This window comes from Acinetobacter sp. NIPH 284, from assembly GCF_000369425.1.
Taxonomy (GTDB): domain Bacteria; phylum Pseudomonadota; class Gammaproteobacteria; order Pseudomonadales; family Moraxellaceae; genus Acinetobacter.
In genome coordinates this window covers 1-12,729 of the sequence record NZ_KB850011.1, presented here as the reverse complement: position 1 = coordinate 12,729, position 12,729 = coordinate 1, and the positions used below count along the sequence as shown (strand labels likewise).

The window sequence follows — 12,729 nt, the reverse complement described above, 5'->3', positions numbered from 1 at the left end:
CATTTGCAACATTTTTAATGATATTTTCTTCATTTCAGCTATAGCAATGATAGTATCCCTAATCATTAATCACTGAGTTTGGTTTGTGTTTATGGCTATTCTTGATTTACCCGAATCTATTCTTCAATCTTTATCTAGTGTTTTGACACAGTTACAACAAGTTCTCCCTGCACCTAAACAGCCAACAGATTTTTCTGCGATTGCTTTTCGATGGGAAAATCAACAACTAGTTGCAATTCAACAACCTAAAAAATTGTATTTAGAAGATCTAAAAGGAATTGAACGCCAGAAAGCCAAGATTATTCAAAATACTTTACAGTTTCTCAATGGTTTACCTGCCAATGATGTTTTACTCACAGGTTCACGCGGTACAGGGAAATCATCGATTGTTCGCGCCTTGCTTACAGAGTATTCAGCACAAGGTTTGCGTTTAATTGAAATTGAACGAGATGATCTTTCTGATTTACCTAAAATCCAAAAATTAATAGAACATCGCCCTGAAAAATTTATTGTTTATTGTGACGATCTTGCGTTTAACGCAGAAGATGAAAATTATCGTAGTTTAAAAAGTGTCTTGGATGGCTCACTTCAATCGGGTTCAAGTAATTTTATTATTTATGCAACCAGTAACCGCCGTCATTTACTACCTGAATTTATGCATGAAAATACGCCTGTGCGTAAAGTGGATGTTCCTCAATATACCGAGTTACATCCACAGGAAGCGATTGAGGAAAAAATTTCACTGTCTGATCGTTTTGGCATGTGGCTTTCCTTCTACCCAATGGATCAACAACTGTATTTAGAAATTGTCGAGCATTATATTGTTCAAGCAAATTTGGAATATAACGACATTGTTCGTGCTGAATGTTTGAAATGGTGCCAAGCTCGTGGGCAGCGTTCAGGGCGTGCAGCTTACCAGTTCTCTAAACACTGGATTGGCTCGCAAAACCTTGAAAAATTGTCTAACAACGCTTAGGGAGATTGCCCTAAAAAGCTTTGGCTTTGTCCTTATTTCCGCTTAGCAAAGGCAATTGTTTTTCATAACCTAGTTTTTCCGTATGGAAAGAACGTAGGAAATCGGTTATGCAAGTGCATACAATTTCACGGGTGAATATCAAAACCAAAAAGTTCAAGGTCGTGGTTATCTTGAATATATTGATGTCGAAAATCAAAATGCGTTTAAAGATTAAAACTCTTGAAATTGTATTAGTTCAGAATTGATGCAGAAAATAAATTTTCTCTGCATCAAACATACAGCTTAAATATTAATACTCTTTTGCTAACTTCTCTAAGGTTGTGAGCATTTTTCTCACCACACTTCTTTTATGATGCAGCATATTCTTAATATTGCTTGGATTAAAACCTGTCAATTTTGCAATACCACGACTGGTCATGTATTCACCCGTTTTCGCAAAGTGCTTTTCACTTAACTCGGTTTTCGCATTTGAGAATCGAACCGCCAGCTTATAATCACTAAACTCAGACCATGCGCCAGTCTTATATTCGTCCGCATCAAAGCTACCCTTCTGCTGAGTAGGTTTTTCACGCAGAATATTACTCAAGCGGTTAATAACAATCTTTTCTTCACTTTGCTCAATGATTTGATAAAGTTAAGTTTCTTCAAAAGGACGTCCTAAAGCGATGTCTTTTCTATATTGTTCAACGACCTTTTCTTTTGACTCGACCTTTTTCTCACCTTGTTGAGTGAGACAGAGAATCTTAAATAAAGACTCTAATCGGCCACATGTAAAAATATAAGAAATTTTCAACTTTTGTACTCCACAATGAGTTTTAGCTCATCAAAAAATAATTTATCCAATACTTCAAATACAATAGCGTAGGCAGTACGCGTTCGCTATGCATAAAATGAATGATTCAATTTTTTAAATAGAAGAATAGTCAGGTAAATATAAGAACCACCTAGATTTACCCACTGCCTAACAAGCAATAGAAAGATGAATTGTATTTTAGGTCGGTTGTAACTCAGTCATTGGCCATCTTGGTGTTGTGGTGACAGCCAAACCATCATGCTGCCCAGCCTTTAAACGTTGATAACCTGCGAACGCAATCATTGCACCATTATCGGTACATAAAGCAGGTTCAGCATAATAGACTTGAGCTTTGATTTTTTTAAGTGATGTTTCCAATTGCTCACGTAATCTTAGATTGGCGCTCACACCACCTGCAATCACCAAACGTTTTAAACCTGTTTGCTTTAAAGCTTTCACGGATTTTTTAGCGAGTGTATCGACAACAGCTTCTTGAAAAGAAGCCGCCACATCGGCATCACGACTCTCTTCACCTAGCTTTTTCAGTTGTACTGAAACTGCAGTTTTAAGACCGCTAAAAGAAAAATCTAAACCTTGATGTAATATTGGTCGTGGGAATTCAAATGCCTTGGCATCACCCTGTAACGCCAATTTCGCAATATTCGGCCCACCTGGATAAGGCAATTTCATCATTTTTGCGACTTTATCAAAGGCTTCACCTGCTGCATCGTCAATCGATTCACCGAGCAATTCGTATTGACCGATGCCATAGGCTGCCATGAGTTGAGTGTGTCCACCCGAAACCAATAAAGCCACAAATGGAAATTCCGGTGGCGTTTCCGAAAGCAATGGCGCAAGCATATGGCCTTCCATATGATGCACACCGATCGCAGGCTTATTAAATGCAAACGCCAAACTGCGACCAAATAAAGCCCCAGTCATCAGTGCTCCCATCAAGCCTGGACCACGGGTATAGGCAACAGCATCAATCTCTTGCTTTTTAACACCACTCTGCTCAAGCAATTGATTAATCAAAGGAATCATCTTACGAACATGATCACGTGAAGCCAGTTCAGGCACAACACCACCATATTCCGCATGCAGTTTGATTTGGCTATATAAAACCTGTCCACGTAAGCCGAGCTCGCTATCATAGAGTGCTAACCCAGTTTCATCACACGAAGTTTCTAAGCCCAAAACAATCATTAAACTGCCTTTACAACGATCAAAAATAATATCAGCGCTATTATAGACTTGTGATCTGAGTTGTAAATGAGTAAAATACTGACCTTCACTTGCGATCTAGTGCAATCGTGCATTGGGTCTTATCCATAATCTTAGAGGATTTTACATGCCACAAGTTAAGTTGAAAGAAGGCGAACCAGTAGACGTAGCTATCCGTCGTTTCAAACGTTCATGCGAAAAAGCGGGTGTTTTAGCTGACGTTCGTAAGCGCGAATTCTATGAGAAACCAACTCAAGAACGTAAGCGTAAAAAAGCTGCAGCAGTTAAGCGTTATCAAAAGAAATTGACTCGCGAATCTGTACGTACTACTCGCCTTTACTAATTAATTTGTGATTGACTGCTGAAGAGACTATGAATACTTTAAAAAACCAAATTACTGACGTATTAAAAAACTCAATGCGTGCCAAAGATATGGCAACAGTAACGGTTATTCGTGGTGTACAAGCAGCAATTAAGCAAATCGAAGTCGATGAGCGCATAGAGCTTGACGATGCTCAGGTTCTTGCGGTCATTGAAAAGCAAATTAAACAACGTAAAGAATCGATCAAGGCCTTTTCTGGCGCTGGTCGAGATGATTTAGCTAGTAAGGAACAAGCCGAGGTTGAGGTTATTTCTCAATTTCTACCAGCCGCTATGACTGAGGAAGAACTTGATTCCATCATTGAGCAAACGATTGCTGCTCAAGAAGCTACTAGCATGAAAGATATGGGTAAGGTGATGAATTCTCTACGTCCGATCATAGCCGGGCGTGCCGATCCTGCACAAGTATCTGCTAAAATTAAAGCAAAATTAAGCTAATCTGCTTAATTTCCTCTATTTTATACAAATTACTCTATTTAAAAATTGGATTCATTAAATAATGAACCCAATAGATTATTTTTACTTAAAATCACACTGAACATTATATTTCACTAGCATTTGCATCTCATTTGACTCAGTGACTTGTTTGATTACATCCTGTTTAGTCATATTTGCGTATTGTGGCGGCAAGGATGAGCGATTTTTTTCAATTGCATCTGACATATCCTGAATATAACGCTGATTAATACCACAATACTGAGCTTGCTGCTCAGGTGTGAACTGTGAAATCTGTGGATTAAGACTACGTAAAAAACCACGAATATCCTGTGCATAGACACTACGAATTTTCTCAACCGAATTGACATATTGCTCAACTGATGCTGCTGAGCTGATCCCCACACTGCTTATCGCAAAAATAAAAACTAAAATTTTCTTCATAAATGTTCTAACTTCTCAGCGATTTTTTACGCAGATCATCTTATCTTAATTCCATAAAGTTTGGTTTGTGCTCAGTAAAAAATTCTTCTTTTGGTGCAGAAAAATCCCCATCTGTCACTGTTCCTAGGCGTAAACGAATCACATTAGCTAAATCGGTACGATATGAGTAAAGTGGGCTTACGCAGTTTTGACAAAATACACGTGCTTTATTCGGTGGGTGGAAATATTCTTTGAGCTGATCACGTCCTGACAGAATTTTAAATTGTGTTTCGTCAAGTGGGCTATTCCAACCAACTATCGAACCTTGCGCCTGCTGACAATGACTACAATAGCATAAAATACTGTTTTCAATTTCACCATAATATTGATACTGCACAGCACCACACAAACATTGTCCTTTGATCATTTTTATTTCTCTTAATTCTTGATAAAGATTAAATTTTCATACGGCGATCATCTTGCATTTGTTTTAAGCGAGAGTCAATTTTTGCTGACATGGCTAAATTTCCTTTGGCTAAACGCTGAGCGTGCAACATCGATTTAATCGCATTTTCCTCATATCCTGACCAATACTCAGCTTCAGCACGGTAACAAAGCACATTAATTGCTTGTAGTGGCGAACTTTTATCTAAGTTTGTTGCCTGCTGCAACAGTTGCCAACCTTCAATATCTCTTTGGTTTTTATGAATAAACCGTTGAACCAATGTTTGAGCTTGACCAGCCTGCCCTTGCCGAATTAAAACTTCTGCAAGTTTATAAGATAGTGCCCTATTTTCAGGCATCGTTTTTTGAATAAAATTTATACTACTATAAGCCTGATCAAATTTATTTTGCCCTAAGTAAATATCTGTTTGAATCAGTGGAACCAATACATGATATTTAAGCTTTGCTTTTACCAAATCTAAATTTGCTTGTGCCTGAGTATAATCACCATGTTCTAAATAAAACTTACTTAGCGCTAATTGTGCAGCTGTATTTTTTTGATTTGCAAAAGCTTGTAATTGAGTTTCTGTCGCTTGGTTTGAAATTACGAGCGTATATAACTTTAAAATCTCAAAATCAAGATCATATATTTTTGATTTTACTTTTGGGAGTTGGTTTGCTCGTAATCGGGCTTCACTCATACGCTCTGTCGTTAGTGGATGAGTGAGCCAAAAATCAGGTAGGAAACTCACACGACTTGTTTCACGATGCATGGTTTCAAAATAATCTGCCATGCTTTGTGGGTTATATCCAGCAGAATACATAAACTGCATACCAATACGGTCTGCTTCACGCTCTTGATTACGGCTATAACTGAGTTGCTTGTCCATCAACGCCGCTTGTGTGCCTAACATCACCGCTGAACCAACATCACCATCTGCTTTAGATGCGATTGCCGCACCGACAAGAATACCTGCAAGAGCAAGTAGCCCCTGTCCTTTAAATGCTTCTTGTGAACGACTGTAATGTCGCTGTGCAACGTGGGCGATCTCGTGTGCCATGACCCCTGCTATTTCATCCAAATTTTTTGCAGATGTAATTAAGCCTGTATTTAATGCAAACAAACCACCAGGCACTGCAAATGCGTTAATTTGTGGATCTTTTATAACCACTAAACCAATCGGTTGACCAAGCTGAGTCTGACTAAGAATACCTGAAAAAACCTGTAGAAATTGATCTTCTAACCACGCATCTTGTACCGTTGGCATCTGTCGATGAACTTCACGATAAACTTTTTCACCAATCAGTTTTTCTTTCTGTTGATCAAGCAAACCTACACCACTGCCAATTTCAGGTACTTCTGTTTGTCCAATTGCCTGTGTAGGCAAAAAGATCTGAGTATGACTCAATTGAGTAGTGGCCAATAAACCACATGCAAGCAGCAGCGATCTCAAGTCGTTTCTCTATGATTCTAATAAAGAAATTTAATATAACATTAGAAAATGAAGATATTTGCAACGAAGTGTTATAAAAGGCAGGAAAATCCTGCCTTAGTTTATATTTTTGAAATCAACACTATTATTTCGTGTTTATATAACGTTGATCGACACTAAATTTCTCTGGAAACTTTGCATTAATCTCTGCATAAAAAGACATAATTTCAACCATATCTTTTTCATAATCTCCCGTAGGATAAACAATTTTTCCTACACCTGTTTTTTTCTTAGCATAATCCATATACGCCAATGCAATCGGTACGCCTGCGGTGGTTGCAACATGATAAAAACCAGTTTTCCACTGTTCTTGTTTGGCACGCGTCCCTTCTGGTGTCACTAACATCACTAATTTAGGATGTGTTTTGAACAAGTCACTCATCAGTTGGACCATGCTTGGACGTTCCTGTCCCGCTTGCTTCACACTACGGTCGATCCCAATACCGCCCATTGCACGAACAAAAGGGCCAAATGGCAGTTTCATGTAACTGTCTTTAATGGTCAGACGTACATTGACACCCAATGCCTTCAATCCCAGACGCGCATATAAAGCATCCCAGTTGCTGGTATGTGGGGCGGCAATCATGACACACTGGTCCACATTTAGGTCCCAGTGATTATCCAGTTCCCACCCCATTAAATTTAAACTTTTCTCAGCCAATTTCTCAAACACAGACACCCCGAAGACAAAATTTCAAAAAGCGCAAGTGTACCAATATTAATCAATTTAAAAAGATAGACCCGCACAATAATGCAGCAATTGACTGATCAGCATTGTAAGCAATTATTCAAACTTTGGATTAACGAGATAACGAGGTGTTCTATCTTGTAGTGCGTCCACTAAATTTTGATAAGCAAGTTTCACCATTTTCTGACGCGTTTCAGTCGTTGCTGAGCCAATATGCGGCAAGGTTACTGCATTTGGCAACTCAAATAATGCTGAATTTTGCAGAGGTTCTTTGGCATAGACATCCAATCCAGCAGCAAAGATCTTATTTTGTTTTAATGCTTCGATTAAAGCGTTTTCATCGACTACAGAGCCACGTGCGATATTGACGAAGACAGCATGGTTTTGCATTAAGTCAAACTGTTCTGCGCCAATCAGTGCTTGGGATTCATGATTTAAATCAACAGCAACTACAATAAAATCAGACTGCTGCAATAACTGGTCTAAGTCGCGATATTGAGCATTGAATGCTTGAGCCACCTCAATCTTTTCACGGCGGTTATGGTACAAAACATTCATATTAAAACCATAAAATCCACGACGGGCAATGGCAGCACCAATATTCCCTAAGCCAATAATCCCTAGAGTTTTACCAAAAACATCCATACCAAATTGTTCAGTAGATACCGTGCGTTTCCACTGACCTTGTTTGGTCCATGCATCAAGGTATGGAACTTTGCGTGCAGCACTCAGCAACAAAGTAAAGGCAAGATCGGCCGTTGTTTCCGTCAAAACATGTGGTGTATTAGCAAGCCAAATTTTCTTTTGATTAAGATAGTTAACATCGTAATTATCATAACCAACAGACACTGTCGAAATGATTTTAAGTTTTTGGGCTGGTGCCAAATTACCTTCGTTTAACAGTCGTCCTGCGCCAATCATGGCATCAGCATCAACAACCTCTGTTCGAATCTGGTCGTTGATATCACCCAGTTTAGGATTAAGTAGCACGACCCGATAATCTTGCTGTAACTGCGCTAAAACATCTTGATCTATTTGGCTGAATACAACAACTTTCTTCATGATTCGATTTCCGATCTTTATTGCATGAGCTGCCACAACCGTCTTTTTAATAAAGGTTGGGCTAACATTTCTTCTAAACTCGCTAAATGTAAGATATTAGAATGCTGAATAAAATCCAATTGACCTAAGCACAATATCTTTTTTTGTGCTGCGGTTGCATCGAGAAAACCTTGAATATACGAGGAGAGTCCCCGACTTTCCTGAAAAGCAGCCAAAGGAAATGGCCATTTTAATTCATCATACTGCCCTAATCTGGCCTTTTGAATATTTTGCCAGAGTTGGCTTTGAGCATCGCTGAGCTGACTGCTTTCTAATAAAATGGCACAGTTTTCCAACACATACATTTGCAATTCAAATGACTGAACCTGAGCAGTAATAACAATCTGTTCTTTTTCAACAAGCGCTGCTTTAACAATAGGTTCTGTAACAACTTTCGTTTGCTGCGATACTTCAATTTCGGCGATCGGTGGCGTTTGTGCAGATGTTGCTGGAATATCTTCTAAAATCGGTGCAACTTCAAATGTACGTTCTGTAGACTTAGAAACGTCATCAATTAATTGATCTCGCCATAGACTTGGTGCAGTGTTTTTTTGACATACAACTTCCCGAGGAATCCAAACATCTATTCCCAAAGCTGCTAGCCTGTTTCTCTGCTGCCCAATCATCTTACCTACTCATTCTGGTTATTCACGGTAATTTGCGATACCGTAAGTTGAGTAGTCTAACATAAACCGATCTCGTCAAAATGGCTTCCTTTTGTTCAATCAAATCCATACAAATTCAATTTATTATTTAAAAGATACGCTTATCTTTAATTTCGGGAAATATTTAATAAGAATAGATAATTTTTCATTCATCTATTTTCTACATTTTTATTACAATACTTCAATAAATCATTAGGGTCTTACTTTGTTAAATTCAAACGTTCTCAAGGAAAAATAATAAGTTTCAAGGTTAATATTGAAAAATATAAGCTGTACCATTAATACTTTAGAGAACCCTCAGAAGCTCATCCCACTTGGTCAAATAACTCGGTGATTTATGGTTTTGATTCATACGCCACGCCCGCCCATGCGGCGTAATCAATCGCCCTAGTGTCATACAATCCCGACCAAATCTTTTATTAATATTATCAAAAGCGATCGAAAGATTTTTTCGAGCAATCAGTTTATTGGTGTCATGGAATAAATCGACTGCATGGCTATGTTGAGGGATAATATCCAACAAAATCACTTCTGCTTTTTTATAACGATGACCAGCTTGATAAATTCGATCAAGCCCCTGTAACACAGCTTTGATAATTTCTAAACGATCATCGCTATAGTCGGATAGATACATCACTGTATAGGGTCGATAATATTGATCTTTGTCAAAACGATTGGTACGAATGCTAACGCCAATAGCTTTGCACAGTAAGTTTTGCTTTCGCAAACGCTCAATAGCACGTAAGCTAAATTCAGTTAAAGCGCCACTCAGGCTAGTTTTATCCTCAATCGGCTGACCAAAGGAACGGCTACTTAACACCTGTCGTCGATCTGTCACAACATCTTCAATTTCTAAGCAAGCCATGCCTTGTAATTCTTTAACCGTATTTTCCATGACCACAGAAAAATACTTACCTAACATTTTAGGATCAGCTTGAACCAAATCCATCACTGAGTAGATATTCATTTTTTCCAAGCGCTGACGAATCTTTCGTCCAACCCCCCACACTTCACCTACAGGCATCTGCTGTAACAAGTCTTCAATCACGCATGGGTCTTCAGCAACGATATTACAGACACTATCAAAACAGGCGTGTGTCTTGGCTAGATTATTGGCCAGTTTGGCTTGAGTCTTGGAATAACCAATGCCGATGCAACATGGCAAACCCAACCAGTTTTTCACCGTATCTAGAATTTGATGTGCATATTCAGTTAAATCGTGACTATGCTGATAGGCAGTCAACTCCAAAAAGCATTCATCAATCGAATAAACTTCCTGTTCAGAGGGATCTACAAAGTTGCCTAATAGATTCATAAAACGACGCGACATTTCCGCATATAAAGCATAATTACTGGAAAAGACCTGCACTTGATGCTGACGAATAATATCTTCGATTTGAAAGAACGGCACAGCCATACGAATGCCGAGCTTTTTTGCTTCATAAGAGCGGGAAACCACACAGCCATCGTTATTAGATAGAACCACCACAGGACGCTTTTCTAACTTTGGATTGAATACGCGCTCGCAACTGACATAACAGTTATTCACATCAATTAAAGCAAAAATACGTTGTGGTAGGCTCATTGGCTTACCTCATTGGCTTCAAGTTATACGTCACCACACCCCAGATCTGTAACTCTTGTCCGTCTGTGATATAAATATTTTGGTAATCTGGATTTTCAGCTTTTAACCATACCTTTGGAGGGCTGAAATGATGATCAATCATCAAACGTTTGACCGTAAAATCATTGTCAATCAAAGCAATCACTATATCCCCAGACTTCGCTGAAAGACTACGATCCACCACTAATGGATCATCAATATCAATCCCTGCGTCCAACATCGACAGTGAATTGGCTTTGACAATGAAAGTCGAGTTTTCGTTACGAATTAAAAATTCATTTAAATCGAGTGATTGCTCAACATAATCTTGCGCAGGTGATGGAAAACCCGCTGCAACTCGTTCGGTTGCTAGTGGAATATGATAAATTCGGTCATTCTTTGCTTGCACATTTTGGATTTTCATTTGAGCAGTCAAATCTGTACGAGTATCGGTTTTGACATTATTCAGTAACCAATTTTTGATGAAATCAACTTGAGATTCGGGAACACGGATGACTTTGGTTGGCTCACTGAATTGTGCTTTACGTCCTGCATTACTTCGGGCACCGCCATGCTCAAATTCGTTTTTTTTGGACATAATTCCTCCTTACCCAAGTTTAAAATACTTACAAATAATTTAACTTGAAAAAGTTACAAATTCAAGTTGACGTACAATTAATTTTGCATAACAATGAATTTAATAGATCAAATTTTGGCTTGTTTAACTAAGACAAGGATGTAAAACAAGCTGATATTAATTTTTAAAATCAATGACTTAAAAAGTAAATTTATTTTTAAAAACTTAAATCATTGATCTAATTCAAGAATATATTTGATCTGTTAGCAGTAGATTTTACTCAAAAGATTTTTGATGTGGAGACATAAAAAATGAACAATCGACGTGATGCTATTCTAGGTTATGCTGACGAACAACATGCTTTCTTTATTCGTCTCATCGAGAACAACACTGTATTAGGTGAGAGCTATGGACTATTTTGTGACAACCAAAATAGTGAAGCAGCGGAAAGTATTATGACTACCCTTTTTCTAAAAAAATCTTTTTGGCTCAATGGCTCTGAGTTTAATGACATTGTTAAAGGGCTTAACCCAATTCATTGAGATCACATAACACTAGGCGAATTCAAACCTGAGGTGCGACAGTTTCAAAAACCTTATGATAATCAACAAGTTGAGCAAACTTCTCTAATAGTGTAAGCCAATCTAACGCTTTTCTAGGACGAGTATTCAGTGACATGGCAACTTGATTTAAATCACTTTTGTTGCTCTCAAATAAAGCCCACTTATTTGAATCTCATAAGTGGGTCTCTTTTATCGTATTGAAAATAGAAGATTGAGGTCAGATAAATCTTTTATCATTCACAGGTGCAACTAACTTATAAATCTTTCCATCTATATCACTTTCAAAAAGTAAATCGATATTTGGAAAAATGATATTCCCTTCTACCTCAATATGCTCAACTCGTTTAAAAAAAGGAATATCTTGGTCTTCTAAATCATTGAGCTGTGCCACAACAATCGATTCATTTTCTTCTTGATCTTTAATAATTACCGTAATCTTATCCATAATACTTCTTCCCAAAATATTGTTGATAGGACTATGAGAAATTTTCTATCGATTGTCGACTAATAGCTTGTAACAAGACTTATAACTATTATATTTTTATTTTTTAGACGACTAAGTGGTTGAAATTAAGCACTGGTTAGAAATTTCTTTAATATTAAACTAACCATACAGTTACAATGTTATTTAAAAATATTTCAGAAAATTTTACATTAAACCTCTTATGAAAGTAAAAACTGCCTCATTTCAGATTCTGAATTCAAACGTTTGGTTGGCGTAACTCGACCAGTTTTTGGTGAAATGGTAAAGGTTTTAAAAGAACTGGAATTACTCAAAAAGAAATCAGGGCATCCTCATACTTTAGCTATAGAGGATCAATTATTAACACTCAATTACTTGCGTAATTACAACACTCAATTGGAATTGGCGGAAAATTACCAGGCGAATTCAAACATGAGGTGCGACAGTTTCAAAAGCCTTATGATAATCAACAAGCTGAGCAAACTTCTCTAATGGTGTAAGCCAATCTAACGCTTTTCTAGGACGAGTATTCAGTGACATGGCAACTTGATTTAAATAATGCTGATCTGCCTGATTTAAATCAATTCCTTTAGGTAAATATTGCCTAATTAAACCATTCATATTTTCGCATGTGCCTTTTTGCCATGGTGAATGTGGGTCACAGAAATATACATCTATGCCTAAATCTTCTTCGAGTATTTTATGTTCTGACATCTCACGTCCACGGTCATAGGTCAACGTTTTACGCAGTTCTGCAGGTAAATATTTCAGAGCTTCAGTTAAAGCCTTGCGCACTGATTCTGCCTTTGCATCAGGTAATGTTGCCAAGATACAGAGCCGTGTATTTCGTTCAATAAGTGTTGCTATCGAACTTTTATTGTCTTTACCTTTAATTAAATC

The 12,729-nt window shown here is 37.8% G+C and carries 14 protein-coding genes and 5 pseudogenes; 6 read left to right on the top strand and 13 right to left on the bottom strand.

The features are described 5' to 3' along the window. Window positions 1-91 precede the first annotated feature (91 nt). Both F908_RS06100 and F908_RS16445 read left to right on the top strand, forming a co-directional pair. Window positions 92-976, top strand: a complete 885-nt coding sequence (locus tag F908_RS06100; protein ID WP_034602673.1) for an ATP-binding protein — start codon at window positions 92-94, stop codon at window positions 974-976. Window positions 977-1,076: 100 nt separating this feature from the next. Then, window positions 1,077-1,190 (top strand): annotated as a pseudogene (locus F908_RS16445) (DUF6670 family protein); the annotation flags it as partial. Window positions 1,191-1,265: 75 nt separating this feature from the next. On the opposite strand, the pseudogene F908_RS06095 reads toward F908_RS16445, so the two are convergent. Together F908_RS06095 and tsaD are read right to left on the bottom strand one after the other, a co-directional pair. Beyond that, window positions 1,266-1,769, bottom strand: a pseudogene (locus F908_RS06095) (hypothetical protein). Window positions 1,770-1,967: 198 nt separating this feature from the next. Continuing rightward, window positions 1,968-2,975: a tRNA (adenosine(37)-N6)-threonylcarbamoyltransferase complex transferase subunit TsaD gene (tsaD, locus tag F908_RS06090; protein ID WP_005159278.1), complete on the bottom strand. Its 1,008-nt coding sequence runs from the start codon at window positions 2,973-2,975 to the stop codon at window positions 1,968-1,970. Between the two features lie 145 nt (window positions 2,976-3,120). On the opposite strand from tsaD, the gene rpsU reads away from it, so the two are divergent. Together rpsU and F908_RS06080 are read left to right on the top strand one after the other, a co-directional pair. Next, on the top strand, window positions 3,121-3,336 hold the full coding sequence (gene rpsU / locus F908_RS06085) for a 30S ribosomal protein S21 (RefSeq protein WP_004652785.1): 216 nt from the start codon (window positions 3,121-3,123) through the stop codon (window positions 3,334-3,336). Window positions 3,337-3,365: 29 nt separating this feature from the next. Beyond that, window positions 3,366-3,812, top strand: a complete 447-nt coding sequence (locus tag F908_RS06080; protein ID WP_004808327.1) for a GatB/YqeY domain-containing protein — start codon at window positions 3,366-3,368, stop codon at window positions 3,810-3,812. Window positions 3,813-3,893: 81 nt separating this feature from the next. On the opposite strand, the gene F908_RS06075 is transcribed toward F908_RS06080, so the two are convergent. From F908_RS06075 to F908_RS06040, 8 genes are all read right to left on the bottom strand, one after another. Beyond that, window positions 3,894-4,253, bottom strand: coding sequence for a hypothetical protein (locus F908_RS06075; protein ID WP_005159276.1), 360 nt, complete (start codon window positions 4,251-4,253; stop codon window positions 3,894-3,896). A 40-nt stretch (window positions 4,254-4,293) separates the two neighbouring features. Beyond that, window positions 4,294-4,659, bottom strand: a complete 366-nt coding sequence (locus F908_RS06070) for a GFA family protein (protein ID WP_005159273.1) — start codon at window positions 4,657-4,659, stop codon at window positions 4,294-4,296. Window positions 4,660-4,687: 28 nt separating this feature from the next. Continuing rightward, window positions 4,688-6,130, bottom strand: a complete 1,443-nt coding sequence (locus F908_RS06065) for a M48 family metalloprotease (RefSeq protein ID WP_005159271.1) — start codon at window positions 6,128-6,130, stop codon at window positions 4,688-4,690. 124 nt (window positions 6,131-6,254) lie between these two features. Further along, the gene (locus F908_RS06060) at window positions 6,255-6,842 is read right to left on the bottom strand and encodes a 1-acyl-sn-glycerol-3-phosphate acyltransferase (protein WP_034602672.1); all 588 of its coding nucleotides are present in this window, start codon (window positions 6,840-6,842) and stop codon (window positions 6,255-6,257) included. A 111-nt stretch (window positions 6,843-6,953) separates the two neighbouring features. Then, the gene (locus tag F908_RS06055) at window positions 6,954-7,919 is read right to left on the bottom strand and encodes a 2-hydroxyacid dehydrogenase (protein ID WP_005159267.1); all 966 of its coding nucleotides are present in this window, start codon (window positions 7,917-7,919) and stop codon (window positions 6,954-6,956) included. Between the two features lie 17 nt (window positions 7,920-7,936). Next, on the bottom strand, window positions 7,937-8,584 hold the full coding sequence (locus F908_RS06050) for a hypothetical protein (RefSeq protein ID WP_005159265.1): 648 nt from the start codon (window positions 8,582-8,584) through the stop codon (window positions 7,937-7,939). 325 nt (window positions 8,585-8,909) lie between these two features. Further along, entirely contained in the window at window positions 8,910-10,208 is a 1,299-nt protein-coding gene (locus F908_RS06045) for a Y-family DNA polymerase (protein ID WP_005159263.1), read from the bottom strand. A 4-nt stretch (window positions 10,209-10,212) separates the two neighbouring features. Beyond that, on the bottom strand, window positions 10,213-10,824 hold the full coding sequence (locus tag F908_RS06040) for a LexA family protein (protein ID WP_005159261.1): 612 nt from the start codon (window positions 10,822-10,824) through the stop codon (window positions 10,213-10,215). Window positions 10,825-11,114: 290 nt separating this feature from the next. Here F908_RS06040 and F908_RS06035 point away from each other — a divergent pair, with 290 nt between their 5' ends. Then, window positions 11,115-11,345, top strand: coding sequence for a hypothetical protein (locus F908_RS06035; protein ID WP_004662971.1), 231 nt, complete (start codon window positions 11,115-11,117; stop codon window positions 11,343-11,345). 22 nt (window positions 11,346-11,367) lie between these two features. On the opposite strand, the pseudogene F908_RS15900 reads toward F908_RS06035, so the two are convergent. Next, window positions 11,368-11,499: pseudogene (locus tag F908_RS15900) on the bottom strand (IS30 family transposase); the annotation flags it as partial. Between the two features lie 84 nt (window positions 11,500-11,583). Continuing rightward, window positions 11,584-11,811: a hypothetical protein gene (locus F908_RS06030; RefSeq protein ID WP_004662973.1), complete on the bottom strand. Its 228-nt coding sequence runs from the start codon at window positions 11,809-11,811 to the stop codon at window positions 11,584-11,586. 240 nt (window positions 11,812-12,051) lie between these two features. Here F908_RS06030 and F908_RS15455 point away from each other — a divergent pair. Further along, window positions 12,052-12,264: pseudogene (locus F908_RS15455) on the top strand (IS5/IS1182 family transposase); the annotation flags it as partial. Here F908_RS15455 and F908_RS06025 read toward each other — a convergent pair. Beyond that, window positions 12,256-12,729: pseudogene (locus F908_RS06025) on the bottom strand (IS30-like element ISAba125 family transposase); the annotation flags it as partial. The pseudogenes F908_RS15455 and F908_RS06025 sit on opposite strands and share 9 nt — an antisense overlap.